This is a genomic window from Pseudoalteromonas sp. Z1A8 (genome assembly GCF_011378855.1).
Lineage (GTDB): Bacteria > Pseudomonadota > Gammaproteobacteria > Enterobacterales > Alteromonadaceae > Pseudoalteromonas.
In genome coordinates this window covers 167,683-182,501 of sequence record NZ_WTLB01000001.1, presented here as the reverse complement: position 1 = coordinate 182,501, position 14,819 = coordinate 167,683, and the positions used below count along the sequence as shown (strand labels likewise).

Annotated in this window: 13 protein-coding genes; 8 read left to right on the top strand and 5 right to left on the bottom strand. The window is 39.7% G+C overall.

Features of this window, described 5'->3' with window-relative positions; all coding sequences use genetic code 11:
* Positions 1-11: 11 nt before the first annotated feature.
* The 4 genes from GQR55_RS00725 to GQR55_RS00710 all read right to left on the bottom strand — a co-directional run bounded on the left by GQR55_RS00725 (position 12) and on the right by GQR55_RS00710 (position 7,124).
* Entirely contained in the window at positions 12-1,301 is a 1,290-nt protein-coding gene (locus GQR55_RS00725) for a leucine-rich repeat-containing protein kinase family protein (RefSeq protein ID WP_166419081.1), read from the bottom strand.
* Positions 1,302-1,380: 79 nt separating this feature from the next.
* On the bottom strand, positions 1,381-2,094 hold the full coding sequence (locus GQR55_RS00720) for a YebC/PmpR family DNA-binding transcriptional regulator (RefSeq protein WP_010555049.1): 714 nt from the start codon (positions 2,092-2,094) through the stop codon (positions 1,381-1,383).
* A 267-nt stretch (positions 2,095-2,361) separates the two neighbouring features.
* On the bottom strand, positions 2,362-4,440 hold the full coding sequence (locus tag GQR55_RS00715) for a M13 family metallopeptidase (RefSeq protein WP_166419080.1): 2,079 nt from the start codon (positions 4,438-4,440) through the stop codon (positions 2,362-2,364).
* A 905-nt stretch (positions 4,441-5,345) separates the two neighbouring features.
* Positions 5,346-7,124 carry an ABC transporter ATP-binding protein/permease gene (locus tag GQR55_RS00710; RefSeq protein ID WP_166419079.1) on the bottom strand — a complete coding sequence of 593 codons (1,779 nt, stop codon included), beginning with the start codon at positions 7,122-7,124 and terminating at the stop codon, positions 5,346-5,348.
* A gap of 108 nt (positions 7,125-7,232) precedes the next feature.
* Here GQR55_RS00710 and GQR55_RS00705 point away from each other — a divergent pair, with 108 nt between their 5' ends.
* The 7 genes from GQR55_RS00705 (at position 7,233) to GQR55_RS00675 (ending at position 12,528) form a co-directional block, all read left to right on the top strand.
* On the top strand, positions 7,233-7,694 hold the full coding sequence (locus GQR55_RS00705; protein WP_166419078.1) for a hypothetical protein: 462 nt from the start codon (positions 7,233-7,235) through the stop codon (positions 7,692-7,694).
* Positions 7,695-7,804: 110 nt separating this feature from the next.
* Positions 7,805-9,643, top strand: a complete 1,839-nt coding sequence (gene secD / locus GQR55_RS00700) for a protein translocase subunit SecD (protein ID WP_166419077.1) — start codon at positions 7,805-7,807, stop codon at positions 9,641-9,643.
* Positions 9,636-10,571: a protein translocase subunit SecF gene (gene secF, locus GQR55_RS00695; RefSeq protein ID WP_166419076.1), complete on the top strand. Its 936-nt coding sequence runs from the start codon at positions 9,636-9,638 to the stop codon at positions 10,569-10,571. The genes secD and secF overlap by 8 nt, the downstream gene beginning before the upstream one ends.
* Before the next feature lie 186 nt (positions 10,572-10,757).
* Positions 10,758-11,234: a GreA/GreB family elongation factor gene (locus GQR55_RS00690; protein ID WP_166419075.1), complete on the top strand. Its 477-nt coding sequence runs from the start codon at positions 10,758-10,760 to the stop codon at positions 11,232-11,234.
* Positions 11,235-11,557: 323 nt separating this feature from the next.
* Positions 11,558-11,815: a type II toxin-antitoxin system Phd/YefM family antitoxin gene (locus GQR55_RS00685; RefSeq protein ID WP_010555056.1), complete on the top strand. Its 258-nt coding sequence runs from the start codon at positions 11,558-11,560 to the stop codon at positions 11,813-11,815.
* Positions 11,803-12,120: a type II toxin-antitoxin system RelE/ParE family toxin gene (locus GQR55_RS00680; RefSeq protein WP_024592928.1), complete on the top strand. Its 318-nt coding sequence runs from the start codon at positions 11,803-11,805 to the stop codon at positions 12,118-12,120. The genes GQR55_RS00685 and GQR55_RS00680 overlap by 13 nt, the downstream gene beginning before the upstream one ends.
* 198 nt (positions 12,121-12,318) lie before the next feature.
* Positions 12,319-12,528: a zinc ribbon domain-containing protein gene (locus GQR55_RS00675; RefSeq protein ID WP_076916369.1), complete on the top strand. Its 210-nt coding sequence runs from the start codon at positions 12,319-12,321 to the stop codon at positions 12,526-12,528.
* Between the two features lie 262 nt (positions 12,529-12,790).
* Here GQR55_RS00675 and GQR55_RS00670 read toward each other — a convergent pair whose 3' ends face one another.
* Positions 12,791-13,129, bottom strand: coding sequence for a zinc ribbon domain-containing protein YjdM (locus tag GQR55_RS00670; RefSeq protein WP_166419074.1), 339 nt, complete (start codon positions 13,127-13,129; stop codon positions 12,791-12,793).
* Between the two features lie 295 nt (positions 13,130-13,424).
* Between GQR55_RS00670 and GQR55_RS00665 the strand changes: the two genes are divergently transcribed.
* A complete protein-coding gene (locus tag GQR55_RS00665) occupies positions 13,425-14,819 on the top strand; it encodes a RimK family protein (protein WP_166419073.1) in 1,395 nt (464 codons plus the stop codon).

The window sequence follows — 14,819 nt, the reverse complement described above, 5'->3', positions numbered from 1 at the left end:
TTAATACTGAGTCATATATTTAGCCCTTCTAATAACTCAGTAAATATAGGCCTTTGATTTAATAAAGGTTGCATCGCACGTTTTGCCATATCGGACATTTTATCAAACAGCTCACTTTGCCTGTCATCGCCGGTTACCGTGCCTAATAAGTCTTCAATTAAACAGCCCAAGGCTCTTACTTCTATAAGCTCTAACTGCTTTTGTTGATACTCACTGAGCATTGCTAAATTAGTAGCAGCACCAAAATCACCAAACAAAACATCATGGTCTTGGTTAACCATAGTGTTATGCGCATAAATGTCGCCGTGACTTACTTTAAAAACATGCAAGTGATGTAAGGTACTTACCATTTGCTGTGCAATTTTTAAAATAGCCTGAGTTGAGTAATGGCAATCATTGTTAAAGGTATCACGCGTGCAGGTTTCGAGGCTTGGAGGCAGGCCTAAATTAGCGAATCTTTTATCTATTAGTTCCATCACTAAACCTAGCTGATCACTTTGTTCAATATAAGCAAGCACCTTAATTAAATTAGCATGATCGCCTGCTTGTAAGCAGCAATTTACTTCATCAAGCGGGTAGCCGTCGCTGGTAATTGCGCCCTTGAATAACTTAATCGCTACAGCGTTATCAGCCGCTTTTGCTAAATGAATAACGCCCGATGCACCTTGACCAATAACATGGCTAAGAGTGTAATCGTTAAGAGGTTTATTTTCTAAGCTGCACTTTGTAAGGCACTGAGCTTTATTAAAATCGTTACCGGCAAACGCCAGCCAAGCAAGTTTAGGCAGTTCAAAAAGCCAGTCGTCTACGTGTGTTAAGTTATTAGCAGAGAGCCTAACAAGCTCAAGGTTTTTACACTGCGCCATGCTACTTGGCAGTTGCTTAAGTTGATTGCCCGCAAGTGCGAGCTTTTTAAGCTGTGTAAATTGGCCAAAGGTTTGAGGCAGCTCAGTAATGTTGTTGTCGGTGAGTATGAGCCATTCAATATTTTTTGGTAAACAATAATCACTAAACTCAGTTATTTTACAGCCCTTAAATGCAACCATTATCAGAGCAGGGCACTTAGCTAAAACCGCAGGAATATGCTTAAACTGATTAAACGATAAAAATACTCGCTTAAGGCGTGTTAAACAGGCAAATTCATCAGGTAGTGTTGATAATTTATTATTTGATAAATCGAGCACTTCAAGCGTGTTAGCTAAGCTAAAAATTTCTTCAGGAAATGTGGTTAGCTCTTCTACTAATTGCAGGCGAGTAGCACCAACAAGCTTGCCACTTTTAAGCTCTTCAAGGGAATTCATATATTTATACCACGTTCTAAAAATAAAAAAGCCAACATAGCTGTTGGCTTAAAATCGTTCTAACTTACTAAATTGTTCTTTAGAATTGCGCGTTATGGTAAACGTTTTGTACGTCGTCGCAATCTTCTAACATTGCTAAAAAGCGTTCCATAACTTCAACGTCTTCGCCTTCAATTGGCGTTTCAATTTGTGGCACAAAGCTAATTAGGTCTTCGTCAAATTCAGTCACGCCCATTTCTTCAAGCGCTGTACGTGTATTGTTATACTCTGTGTGAGGAGCAAAAACAGTGACTTTACCGTCATCTACTTCTACGTCAGTTACATCAACATCAGCCATCATAAGCGCTTCAAGTACTGCTTCGTCGTCATCACCGTCAAATACAAAAATAGCAAGGTGATCAAATAAATGTGAAACAGAGTTTTGAGCGCCAATTTTAGCATTTGCTTTGGTAAAACAAACACGTACATCAGCAAAGGTACGTTTGTTGTTGTCAGTTAAACAGTCAACAATAATCATACAGTTACCTGGGCCGTAACCTTCGTAACGTGTTGCTGAGTAGTCTTCGCCGCCGCCACCTTTTGCTTTGTCTATTGCGCGGTCAATAACGTGTGCTGGAACTTGGTCTTTTTTAGCGCGTTCAATTAAACGACGTAATGATAAGTTACCATCTGGGTCTACACCGCCGTTTTTAGCACAAATATAAATTTCTTTGCCGTACTTAGAATAAACTTTAGTTTTAGCACCCGCAGTCTTAGCCATTGAATCTTTTTTGTTTTGGTAAGCTCTTCCCATCTGCGTTTCGCCTTAATATATGTAAATAATAGAATAAAATTATAGTGCGTATTCTAAAGGTAAATGCATTCAAGGGCTAGTAAGTATTAAAGCTGATTAAAACTGTCGTGTTTAAAAGCCATCTAAAGTGCATTTTATTAAGGGATTTTAAGGGGGGACTTGAAGGTGGTTTTCAGAGCAAATTTGACCCAATAAAAAGGCAACTCATTTAATGAGTTGCCTAAAGGGTAATAAAATTAAACGAGACTAACTAAAGCCCCATTTTACTTACCAAATACGTACACGTTCATCTTCAGGAAGGTATAACGCATCGCCTGGTTTTACATCAAACGCTTTGTACCATGCATCGTGGTTACGTGGCGCTTGTGCTCTAAAGCGACCTGGTGCATGTGTGCCACCACGAAGTTGGTTAAGCATGCTTTGTTCAGTACGTTTTTCTTTCCATACTTGTGCCCACGCAAGGAAGAAACGTTGATCGCCAGTCACACCGTCTATAACAGGCGCTTCTTTACCATTTAAACTTAGCTTGTAAGCATGATAAGCCATCGACAAACCACCCACATCACCAATGTTTTCACCAAGGCTGTTACGACCATTAACAAAGTTACCTTCGATTGGCTCGTATTTACTGTACTGCTCGGCCAGTTGATCGGCTTTTTTGTCAAATGCAGCGCGATCAGCATCAGTCCACCAGTTACGTTGCACCCCGTTTTCGTCTGATTTTGAACCTTGGTCATCAAACCCATGACCCATTTCGTGACCAATTACAGCGCCAATACCGCCATAGTTTACAGCTGGATCGGCATTTGGATCGAAAAACGGCGGTTGTAATATCGCAGCCGGAAATACAATCTCATTAAATGAGCTGTTGTAGTAAGCGTTTACGCGTTGTGGCGTCATGCCCCAGCGGTTACGATCTGTTTTTTGTAGCTCTTTTTCAACACTTTCTGCGTGGAAAAACTCACGCATGTTTTTCACATTACTGATTAAATCGTTTTTGGTAATACTTAAACCGTCATAAGACTGCCAAACATCGGGGTAACCAATTTTTGGTACAAATGCAGCAAGCTTAGCGCGCGCATTTACTTTAGTGTCATCGCCCATCCATTCTAGGTTATCAATACGTTCACCCAGGGCTGTACGTAGGTTTTCAACCAGCTCAGACATTTGTTGTTTTGATGATTCAGGGAAGTAACGCGCTACGTATATTTTACCAATAGCAAAACCAAGAGAGGTCGTACCCGACATTTCGCTTATTGCACGTTTCCAGCGAGGGCGAGGTTCTTGTTGTCCGTTTAGTTCTTTACCAAAAAAAGCAAAGTTAGTATTAAATACGTCCTCTGATAGTAAACCCGCGTTACCGCTAATAGCGTGATACGTTAAGTAGTCTTTCCATACTGCAATATCTTCTTGATTGATTAGCTCAATCATCGCTTTTATTGGCTCAGGCTGAGACACATTTAACTGAGGTACTTTATAACCTGTTTGTGCAAAGTATAAATCCCAGTTAAAGCCAGGATAAGCAGTGCTTAAATCGGCACGTTCAACTTGGTTTAGGGTTAAATCGCGATTACGACGTTTTTCACGAGGCCAATGACCTTGTGCAATCTTAGTTTCAAGATCAACAATTGCTTGAGCACGCTCAGTGGTATTTTCAGTGCCTGTAAATTCAAGCATATCGGCAATGTGGGCAACATAGGCTGCACGCGTTTTAATAAAGCGCTCAGCGTCTTCAAGGTAGTAAGAGCGATCGGGGAGGCCTAAACCACCAGCACCGAGTGACATTTCATATTTATTAGGGTCTAAGCGGTTAAACCACATGCCGCCACCAAAAGGGGCTTTATTACCGGTTAACCAAGACTTTCCAAACATTTCAGCTAAATCGTCAGTTGACGCTATATCACTAATTTCACTTAACAATGGCTTGATAGGCTCTACACCTAGTTTATTAAGCGTTTCGGTATCCATATACGCATTGTAAAAATCAGCAACGAGTTTTTCTTCTGCATTTAAATCTTTACGTGCTGCTATTTCTTCAATAATAGCTTTAACATCGCCTTCGCTTCGCTCAGCTAACCCTGAAAATGCACCGTAGCGAGTTTTATCTGCAGGCATTTCGTAGTTGTCATACCATGTGCCACTGGCATACATAAAAAAGTCATCGCCTGGTTTAACGGCTTCGTTACGGGCTGTTAAATCAACACCAAAACTACCTAATTCTGCTTTTTCTGCCACTGTTGCTGTGGCTACTTTAGGTTGTTGCTCGTCTGTTTTTGTTGTTTGCGGCTCTGAACAACCGGTAATAAATGTGGCAGCTAATGCTGCGGCAATTAAACTCTTTTTCATTATGTTCCCCTGAGGAGCTTTTTTGATTCAAATAGGTGCGAATCATTTTATTGTTACGAATATTTAACTTATCGATTGTTATTGATATTAATCAGACAAACAAACCTTTTGAGGTGAATCACCACAGCGCTCGATAAAGCTTAGATTAAGCAAGAAGAGCAAGATTAAAAGCGCGAGGTAAACTCACGCCTACAGTTAATAGCGATGCTTAGATGTATTCGTGGGCCGGGGCTTAAATTTATGTGTAGGCGTGGCTTTAAGCCGCGCTTGTTTAAATTAGCTTAAAAGCACGAGGTAAACTCGCTCCTACGCTTTAGCTTGGTGTTTCGATTTATTCGTGGGCTGAGGCTTAAATTTATGTGTAGGCGGGGCTTTATGCCGCGCTTGTTTAAGTTAGCTTAAAAGCGCGAGGTAAACTCCAGCCGACAGTTAATAGCGATGCTTAGATGTATTCGTGGGCTGGGGCTTAAATTTATGTGTAGGCGGGGCTTTATGCCACGCTTGTTTAAGTTAGCTTAAAAGCGCGAGGTAAACTCCAGCCGACAGTTAATAGCGATGCTTAGATGTATTCGTGGGCTGGGGCTTAAATTTATCTGTAGGCGGGGCTTTATGCCGCGCTTGTTTAAATTGGCTCAAAAAGCGCGAGGTAAACTCACGCCTACGGTTAATAGCGATGCTTAGATGTATTCATGGACTGGGGCTTTAATTTATCTGTAGGCGCGGCTTTATGCCGCGATTGTTTAAATTGGCTCAAAAAGCGCGAGGTAAACTCACGCCTACGCTTTAACAGCAATGTTTAGATGTATTCGTGGGCTGGGGCTTAAATTTATTTGTAGGCGCGGCTTTATGCCGCGCTTGTTTAAATTGGCTCAAAAAGCGCGAGGTAAACTCACGCCTACTATCCCTTATTTTTTATGCTGAAGCTCCCACATACGGGCGTATTCTCCGGCGAGAGTAAGTAACTCATCGTGCTTACCTTGCTCAATAATTTGTCCGGCTTTGAGCACAATAATGGTGTCTGCATCGGTAATAGTAGAAAGGCGATGAGCAATAACAATACTCGTATGGTTACTGGCCACTTCACGCATTGCTGCGAGTATTGCTTGCTCAGAATGAGAGTCGAGAGCAGAAGTCGCTTCATCAAAAATTAAAATAGGGGACTTTTTCAAAATAGCGCGCGCAATAGCAATACGCTGTTTTTCGCCGCCGGATACTTTTAAACCACGTTCGCCAACCAGTGTTTTATCGCCTTTATCAAGAGTTGCTATAAAGTCTTTTAAATGCGCCATAGCAATCGCTTCATCAATTTCTGCATTGCTTGCTGATGGTCTACCGTAAGCAATATTTTCACGAATAGTGGTATTAAATAGCACAGTATCTTGCGGGACTATTGCAATGGCTTTTCGTAAACTATTAAGTGTTACTGAATTTATTGCTTGATTATCAATACTAATTACACCACCGCTTACGTCATAAAAACGATAAAGCAGTCGGGCTAATGAGCTTTTACCAGCTCCACTGGCTCCAACAATGGCTACTTTGCTGCCTGCTTTAACACTAAAGCTAAGGTTATTAAGAATAGGGCGATGCGCATCGTAACTAAAACTTACATTATTAAATGTTATTTCACCTTGGCTAATATTGAGCTCTTTTGCATTAAGTGCATCGGTTATTTGTGGTTTTTTGTTAAGTAGCCCAAGCATATTTTCAAGGTCGGTTAGTGCGCGTCTTATTTCGCGGTACACAAAACCTAAAAAGTTAAGCGGTAAAAATAGCTGAATCATATATGCGTTAATCATCACAAGTTCACCAATAGAGAGTGTACCCGCAACTACCTCGGTTGAGCCCAACCACATTAACGCGGTAATAGCACAAGCAATAATAAGCGCTTGGCCTGAGTTAAGGGCGAGCAAGGACATTCTATTTTTTAAACGGGCTTTTTCCCAGTTTGCTAAAAAGGTGTCGTATGTTTTTGCTTCAAACTGCTCATTATTAAAATATTTTACAGTTTCATAATTAAGTAGGCTGTCTATGGCGCGGGTATTACTTTGATTGTCGGCAGCATTTGCTTCTCTAATAAAGCGGTTTCGCCACTGAGTAACCACCACAGTAAAAGTAATATAAATAGCGACGGCCAGTAATGTAATAAGCGCAAACCAAACAGAAAACAACGTGCCAAAAATAATCGCAACGGTCAGTATTTCAAACAAAGTAGGCACAATGTTAAACATTAAAAAACGCATTAAAAAACTTAACCCGCTAGTACCGCGTTCTATATCGCGGCTAATACCGCCAGTTTGCCTGTCTAAATGAAAAGCCAGCTCAAGCGAGTGCAAATGCTTAAATACTTTTAAACCAATATCACGCATGGCGTGCTCGGTTACGCGCGAAAATACAGCATCTCTTATTTCACCTAAAAACACGCTAGCAAAACGCAGCGCGCCGTACATCAATAACAATAAAGCGGGAATAACTAGCAGTGGGTTAATCGACTTATCAACCGAGTCTATTATTTCTTTAAGTGCCCAAGGCATTAAAAGCGTGGCACCTTTTGCGCCTATAAGCGCCATAAGTGCAATAAAAACACGGCCTTTAAATTTTGTAAGGTAGGGCCACAGTGTTTTTACACTTTGGCGTAAATTCATCGCGTCTGGTCGTTTTTCACTGCTTTGTCTGGGGCGCATTAAAAGTCTCAGTAAAATTAAATTAGATAGTAAATAGCTAAGGGCTATTGTATTTCAAATACTAGCCCTTATATACTACGCATCCCTTATTTTAGTTTTAAAACGTGAATGTTTAAATTTAGAGTGTTTTTAACTGCCTTTTTGCTACTTGCTGCACTTTTTAGTGTGCAAAGCAATGCTATGGACGCCTCACAAAATTTAAATATTACTGTTAGTACGCAGGTTTCGCTTACTGATATTGGCGATTTAACTAAGATACAGCCTATTACTAAGTCTGTAGATACTACGCAGCATAAAAAAACGCATCAAACCGATTTTGACGCGCACCAACCACGGTTAACTGCCAATAATTCATCATTGTTTTTGCACACTGTTCAAAGTGAGTCTGAATACGATGTTGTTTTTGAATTTTTTGCTCAAAACCTTGTTAGGCATATATTTTTAAAACCACGCGCTGTTAATCCTATACAGCCTTGGTACACGTTTGTTACTAATAGTAAAAAGTCGCGCTTGAGTGGCTGGAAAGACGTTAACTTACTCTACACTGCCGTAACTACCTACCACGCTTAATTTTCCTTATTTAATTTTATTAGGTTTTAACTTTTAAAGTTTTAGCCTGCAGATTAATTGTGCTTTTAAAAAGTACGTTATCAGCTAATGGCTGATAGTAAGGATTAAACATGTTAAGTTTTAAAAAAGATAAAAAGCCGTCTACGGCTAAGTTCAAATTAAGCTATATAGCCATGCTAATAGTATTGGTATTATTAGCTATTAGCGCATTACCAAACCTATATCCAAATAAATCGTGGTTGCACATCAGTACTGCTCCGCACAGCGAAACACAATCTTTACCGAGCACTAAAACCCTAGTTACCTTTTTAAATAACCAAGGGTTAGAGGTTGAGCAGGGCGTAGATAAACAATCAACTATTAATGTACTTTTAAACGAGCCAACTAAAAGCGCTCAGGCGCAAGCGGCTATAAAAGCGCAATACCCAAACACGCAAGTAAAAATTGTTGAGCATGCAACCAGCCCTACATGGTTACAAGATTTTGGTTTATCACCAATAAAGCTGGGCCTTGATTTAAATGGCGGTGTGTTATTTGTACTAGACGTAGATTTAGACAAAGCCGTTGATGAGCAATTAGTTAGTGCGTATCAACAAGCTAAATCAATCATTATTAAACAAAAAGCACATGGCGTAAAAGCGCAGCAAACTCAGCACGGGTTTGAAATAAACGCATTGCCTAATGCAACCGACAAGTTAACCCCTGTTATTGAAGAGCTACAAAGCCGCTTTGCTAATTTAGCCGTTGTAACAAGCAATAACGGCAGCGTTAAAACTGCCAAATTTAGTTATTCAGAGCAAGGCCGCAGTGCGTTTGATAAAGAAGTAATGGGGCAAACCCTTACAACTCTTCGTTCACGTATTGAAGAGTTAGGTATTACCGAAGCGGTAACACAGCAACAAGGCAAACATCGCATTCGTATAGAGCTACCAGGTGTGCAAGATCCAACCGAAGCAAAACGTATTATTGGTGCAACTGCATCGCTTGGTTTTTATCAATTAAAAGAAATAGGCGGACAAACATTTAATATGCAATCGGGCGGAACGATAAAGCTCGATCCTGTGCCAATTTTTACAGGGGACCATATTAATAATGCAAACATAGGCCGCGACGATTGGGGTAAACCACTTGTTCAACTTAGCCTAGACGGCCAAGGCGGCGATGCAATGTCGACGTTTTCAAAAGCCAATATTGGTAAGCCAATGGCGACGGTTTACTCTGAGTATTCTCAAAACGCTAAAGGCGAAGTAGTTAAAAAAAGCGAAGTTATTAATGTTGCTAATATTGCTCAGCATTTAAGTTCGCGTTTTAGTATTACCAATATGAAAAGCCAACAAGCGGCAGCCGATCTGGCATTGTTACTCCGTGCAGGCTCGCTTACCGCGCCCGTTACAATTGTGCACGAACAAACAATAGGGCCAAGCCTTGGCAGCGAAAACATAAGTAATGGCTTAGCCGCGCTTATGTTAGGTATGGGTATTACGCTTGCATTTATGGCGCTTTGGTATCGCCGTTTAGGCCTTATTGCAAATGTAGCACTTATATTAAATTTAACGTCGCTTGTGGGCTTAATGTCATTATTACCAGGGGTTGTGTTAACGCTTCCGGGTATTGCAGGCCTGGTGCTAACCATAGGTATGGCGGTAGACACTAACGTAATAATATTTGAACGCATTAAAGAAGAACGTCGCCAAGGCCGTGCACCATATCAGGCTATTCAAGAGGGGTATAAACAAGCCGCAAATACAATATTTGATGCCAATATAACCACCATGATCACCGCACTTATTTTATACGGCATAGGCTATGGGCCCGTTAAAGGTTTTGCCATTACACTCGCACTGGGGCTTTTAACGTCTGTATTTACAGGTGTGTACGTATCAAAAATATTAAGCCAAACGTTGTATTTAAAAATGGGTAAAAAAGCAGGAGTAAAAGCACATGCTTAACACTTTTTTGAAAGGTGAAAAGGGTACACGTTTACGTTTTATGGGTATGCTTTTAAGTGCTATTTTAGTGCTGCTATCGGTATTTACGCTTACGCAAAAAGGGCTAAATTTCGGCCTGGATTTTACCGGCGGTTATTTAACTGAGTTTACAACCAGCCAAAGTGTTGAGCTAAAAGAGCTTCAATCGTTTATTGCTAAAAATCACAACGGTGAGTTTGAGCTAACCGCGCAAGGTAATAGCCATTTTCAATTAAGAGAAGCGCCAACTACATCAACAACAGCTAATAGCCTTGATTGGCAAAGCGCCGTTACACAAAACGATGATATAAACGCACAGGTATTATCATCGGCTTATATTGGATCACAAGTAGGCGATGAGTTATTTGATCAAGGCTGTTTAGCCATGTTTACTGCAATGATTGCGGTAATGCTTTACCTTGCAGTTCGCTTTGAATGGCGCTTAGCTGTTGGCTCTGTGGTTGCGCTAGTGCACGATTTGATACTCGTACTTGGGTTATTTTCACTATTACAAATTGAGTTTAACCTAACTGTACTGGCCAGCTTACTGGCTATTATTGGTTACTCACTTAACGACTCAATAATAGTGGGAGATAGAGTGCGCGAGCTTTTACGTGTTCAATCAAATAATGTACTTAGCCCTGCGACTATTATTAATAATGCGATTAAAAGTACGTTAACACGCACTTTAATAACGTCGGGTACCACACTTGCAACGGTTGCCAGCGTTTGGCTACTTGCAGGCGCACCACTGCAAGGCTTTGCTATTGCATTATTTACCGGCATTGTAGTGGGTACGTTTTCGTCTATTTGTATAGCGGCAACCTTGCCAGAACTATTGGGTTTAAGCGCTAAAAACTACGAAGTTAAAGTAGATGCCCACACGCAAACATTATTAGATATGCCATAAGGTTTTAAATAAAGCACAAGCAAAGAGCTGCACCAACCAATAAACGACTCTTTGCTTGTTTAATGCTTATTAAAACCCCGCTAATACTCCAACCAACCTTGCGGGGTTTAAAACAATGGTTTTAAGTCCCGCAAAAATGTTAAACTAACTGCCTTATTTTTTACAGCCTGTATTGTATTAATCCCCATGAATAAAGCCCACGTTATCGAACATCTTCGTTTTGCACTAGAAGCGCAGCTTACAACAGCAAAAGTAGCGGCAAAAACTGCGCACGACACCGCCACACATGAAGAAAACATAGCAGAAAATAAATACGATACCCTAGGGCTCGAAGCCGCTTATTTAGCACAAGGCCAAGCCCAGCGCGTAAACGATTGCTATAAAAGCATAGAATTGTTTGAGCCTGCTTTTAACGAAAAACCAACCGACAAAATAGCTATCGGCTCGCTGGTGTGTTTAGAAGATGATAACGCAGCGCAAAAATGGTTTTATTTAGGCCCAGCCGCTGGTGGTTTAACCGTAAACGTTAAACAGCATTCCATTGCCGTTGTAACACCCGGCGCACCAATGGGTAAGCAGTTATTAAATAAACAGATTGATGATGAAATTACGTTAACAATTGCAGGTAAAGTTCACGAATACGTGGTGGTAGAGATCTTATAAAGCTTTGGTTTTTTAAGAGAACACCATCTGACAAAGCTATGCCAACGTAATAATCGCTTATTTATATTCATAAATTAATTGTCGGATGGCATGGCTCCGCCATTTATCCAACCTATAGCTATGCTTTTAGAGTGTAACGTGGTGTGTATTTCAATTTGTACAAAGGCATATAATGAGAAGTACCTAATAGTTTAAAAATGAGCAGGGTTGACTTTAGGTGCTCCCGTTTTAATTGATTTTGTTGGTTATACAGCCTCGTTAGTTGTATTTCCCAAGTTGGCTACTCGGTGCTACTATAGTGATACATTTGTTTGGGGATTATTATGAGAGTAGAACTAGTAACAACATTGAAGCGTCAAGCAACGAAGATATTATCTGAACTTCATTCCTCTAAAGAACCTGTGTTGATAACTGAACATGGACAACCATCTGCATACTTAGTAGATGTTGATGATTATGAATTTATGCAAAAGCGTATGCAAATTCTTGAGTCTCTTGCAAAAGGAGAGCAGGCAATAAGTCGTGGTGAAACCATGTCGAATGTTGAAGCTAAAGATAAAATGAATAAATGGCTGAAATAATTTGGACTAATCCAGCTTTGGATGATCTTAACGATATCGCTGAATATATCGCATTAAGCAATTTGCAGTCAGCGAAAAAATTGGTTTCCAAAATATTTGAAAAAGTTGAACGTCTCGAACTCTTTCCTGAATCAGGTAAAAAACCAATTGAGTTAGCTAACCTAAATTATCTTGAACTGGTCGTGAATCCTTGTCGTATATTTTACAAAAAAGATAACGATAAAGTATATATTTTGCACGTAATGAGACAAGAGCGAGACTTACGAAAATTTTTGTTGTTAACGCAATATACAGCTAACAAGTAGGTAATCCCTGAGTGAAATTAGTATGACCCCCATACTAATTATTATAAAAAGCAATTATTAAAAAGCCATCCAAACATCTATCAAAATTCCAACTTAACCAATATAAGAGCTAAATTATGGTTTGTTTATTAAAAAAATTGCTACACACGTTCCTTAAGTGTTTAATATACCGTACATAAATAATATGGAGGTTGAAATATGAGACATAACAATTGGTCTTGCTCTAAGTGTAATAATAACGAATTTGATACCGGTGAAATAAGAGTTTCGGGTGGCTTTTGGTCAAGAATTTTTGATGTTCAAAATAAAAAGTACACCGCTGTGACATGCAGTCGATGTAGTTTTACTGAATTTTATAAAAGTTCATCATCAACACTTGGTAACGTATTTGATTTCTTTACTGGGTAATCAAAGCTTAAAAAGCACTTTAACTGAAATGTAAACTGATCATACCTCCTCATTAAGGTGAGGAGGTTAAATGCTTAAATATACCTAAGCGATAATTCGCCTTATTAAATGTAGGTGGACCTTTAGATATACACCAACTAATAGCAGTTAAACAAAATCTATTACACGCACTAATAATAAGCCTCAATAACAGACAATAAGGCTTGGATGAATTTATTTTTATGATTTTTCATCTAACATCCTATATTTTAAATATCCAATTTTAGGTAGCTTTTTTCACAAACTTTGCTGTTACCATCATTTCGCCAATGCCTTCTACTTTACAATCAAGTTCGTGATCTTTTTTATCAAGCACTCTTCTAACTACCGCTTTGGTGCCAATTTTAATTACTTGCGAGCTGCCTTTAATTTTTAAATCTTTGGCTACTGTCACTTTGTCGCCATCATTAAGTAATGTGCCGTTGGCATCTTTAACTAAAATAGCGTCTTCATCGTTTGTATTATTTGGGTTCCACTCATGAGCGCACTCAGGGCAAACAAGCAGCTGTTGGTCTTCGTAAATATATTCACATTGGCACTTTGGGCAAGCTGGCAGCGACATTTTTAACTCTCATAAAGTATTGTTTCGCGTATTTTAATCTGCGTTATTAGTTAATCAATATTTTTTATCTTCACGCTAAAAATATCTCGTTTGTGCGTTTTTAAAAAAGGGCATATAAAGCACATGTCGCTTAAGCAATTTAAGCGCTAACTCGTACAGTAGGTACCTGTTAAAGCACCCATCGTATTAAGTGATTCGCGCAATGCCCACTTAGTACGATGGGTGTTTCTATTTATAATGCTTAGTAATGTTACTTAAGCATGCTTTTTATATTTTGACTTAACTAGGAAAAGTCGTGTTTAAAACCTTAATTGTGGTTGATAACAACGAGCAAACGCTTGCTCAATCGTTCGAAAATGTAATTACGTTTAATACCTACTTACGTGATTACCCAAAACAAAATGAACCAAAAACACGCATTATTAATCTGTGCGACTCAAGCCAATACTTGAGCAAAGGTTACTACTGCTCGTTACTTGCTGAGGCGCGCAAGCACCAAGTTTTGCCAAGTGTAAAAACAATAAACGCACTTCGTAGTGGCCAAGCCCCTATGTTAAATGTGGGCCAAATAGACGGCACACTTTACTTTGGTAATGCACTAAACGATTTACAATCAAAAGCGGCAAAGTCGGTATTTAAACAATACCCAGCGCCTATTTTATTTGTTGATGAGCAAGGCTTATTACAACAAGGTTCGTTGTCGTCTTTAAATGAGCAGCAGTACAGCGACTTTGTTGCCAAGCTAGATAACTTTACTAAAACACAATGGCGCATTGGCTCAGTGCAACGTCGTTTTAGATGGGACATGGCAATACTTGTTGATCATAACGAAAAAGTACCGCCGAGCGATAAAGACGCCATTGCACGCTTTATTAAAGCAGCTGCTAAACACGGCATTAATGCACAAGCATTAAGCTTTGACGAAATTGATAATATTGCTCAGTTTGATGCGTTATTTATTCGCCAAACTACAGCGATTGACCACCCAACGTATCGCCTTGCGAGCAAAGCGCAAAGCCTTGGTTTAGTGGTTATTGACGATGCTGAGTCTATTTTACGTTGTTGTAATAAAGTGTATTTACACGATGCGTTTAATTATCAAAAAGTGCCAAGTTTAAAAACGGTTGTAGTGGCTGATCAAGCAAATGAAACGCTTGAGCAATTAGAAGAAGCGTTTACATATCCGCTTGTTTTAAAAATGCCTGAAGGGTCTTTCTCAAAAGGTGTGTTTAAAGTTTCAAACCGTGATGAGCTTGCCGCTAAGCTTACAGAGCTGTTTGAATTTAGCGCATTAGTGCTTGCACAAGAGTACATGTATACCGAATACGATTGGCGAGTGGGTGTGTTAAATGGCCGTGCAATTTATGCATGCCGCTATTTAATGGCGCGTAACCATTGGCAAATTTATAACCACGACGCTAAACGGTTTTTCTCTGGTGGCTTTGAAACATTACCAACCTTTGAGTTACCAAAAGCGGTGTTAGATGCAGCATTAAAAGCATGTAAAACAGTGGGTAGGGGTTTATATGGCGTAGATGTTAAAGAGCATCAAGGCAAAGCATACGTGCTTGAAGTAAACGACAACCCAAGTATTGATCACAAAGTAGAAGACGGCTATTTAGGCGATGAGCTATACATGATCATTATGGATGAGTTTAAACAACGCTTAGAAGCACGAGGCCGTGGATAA

Bases quoted from the DNA above. Each gene is read 5' to 3' on its own strand.
- GQR55_RS00725 (WP_166419081.1), bottom strand. From the start codon at position 1,301: ATGAATTCCCTTGAAGAGCTTAAAAGTGGCAAGCTTGTTGGTGCTACT.
- GQR55_RS00720 (WP_010555049.1), bottom strand. From the start codon at position 2,094: ATGGGAAGAGCTTACCAAAACAAAAAAGATTCAATGGCTAAGACTGCG.
- GQR55_RS00715 (WP_166419080.1), bottom strand. From the start codon at position 4,440: ATGAAAAAGAGTTTAATTGCCGCAGCATTAGCTGCCACATTTATTACC.
- GQR55_RS00710 (WP_166419079.1), bottom strand. From the start codon at position 7,124: ATGCGCCCCAGACAAAGCAGTGAAAAACGACCAGACGCGATGAATTTA.
- GQR55_RS00705 (WP_166419078.1), top strand. From the start codon at position 7,233: ATGTTTAAATTTAGAGTGTTTTTAACTGCCTTTTTGCTACTTGCTGCA.
- secD (WP_166419077.1), top strand. From the start codon at position 7,805: ATGTTAAGTTTTAAAAAAGATAAAAAGCCGTCTACGGCTAAGTTCAAA.
- secF (WP_166419076.1), top strand. From the start codon at position 9,636: ATGCTTAACACTTTTTTGAAAGGTGAAAAGGGTACACGTTTACGTTTT.
- GQR55_RS00690 (WP_166419075.1), top strand. From the start codon at position 10,758: ATGAATAAAGCCCACGTTATCGAACATCTTCGTTTTGCACTAGAAGCG.
- GQR55_RS00685 (WP_010555056.1), top strand. From the start codon at position 11,558: ATGAGAGTAGAACTAGTAACAACATTGAAGCGTCAAGCAACGAAGATA.
- GQR55_RS00680 (WP_024592928.1), top strand. From the start codon at position 11,803: ATGGCTGAAATAATTTGGACTAATCCAGCTTTGGATGATCTTAACGAT.
- GQR55_RS00675 (WP_076916369.1), top strand. From the start codon at position 12,319: ATGAGACATAACAATTGGTCTTGCTCTAAGTGTAATAATAACGAATTT.
- GQR55_RS00670 (WP_166419074.1), bottom strand. From the start codon at position 13,129: ATGTCGCTGCCAGCTTGCCCAAAGTGCCAATGTGAATATATTTACGAA.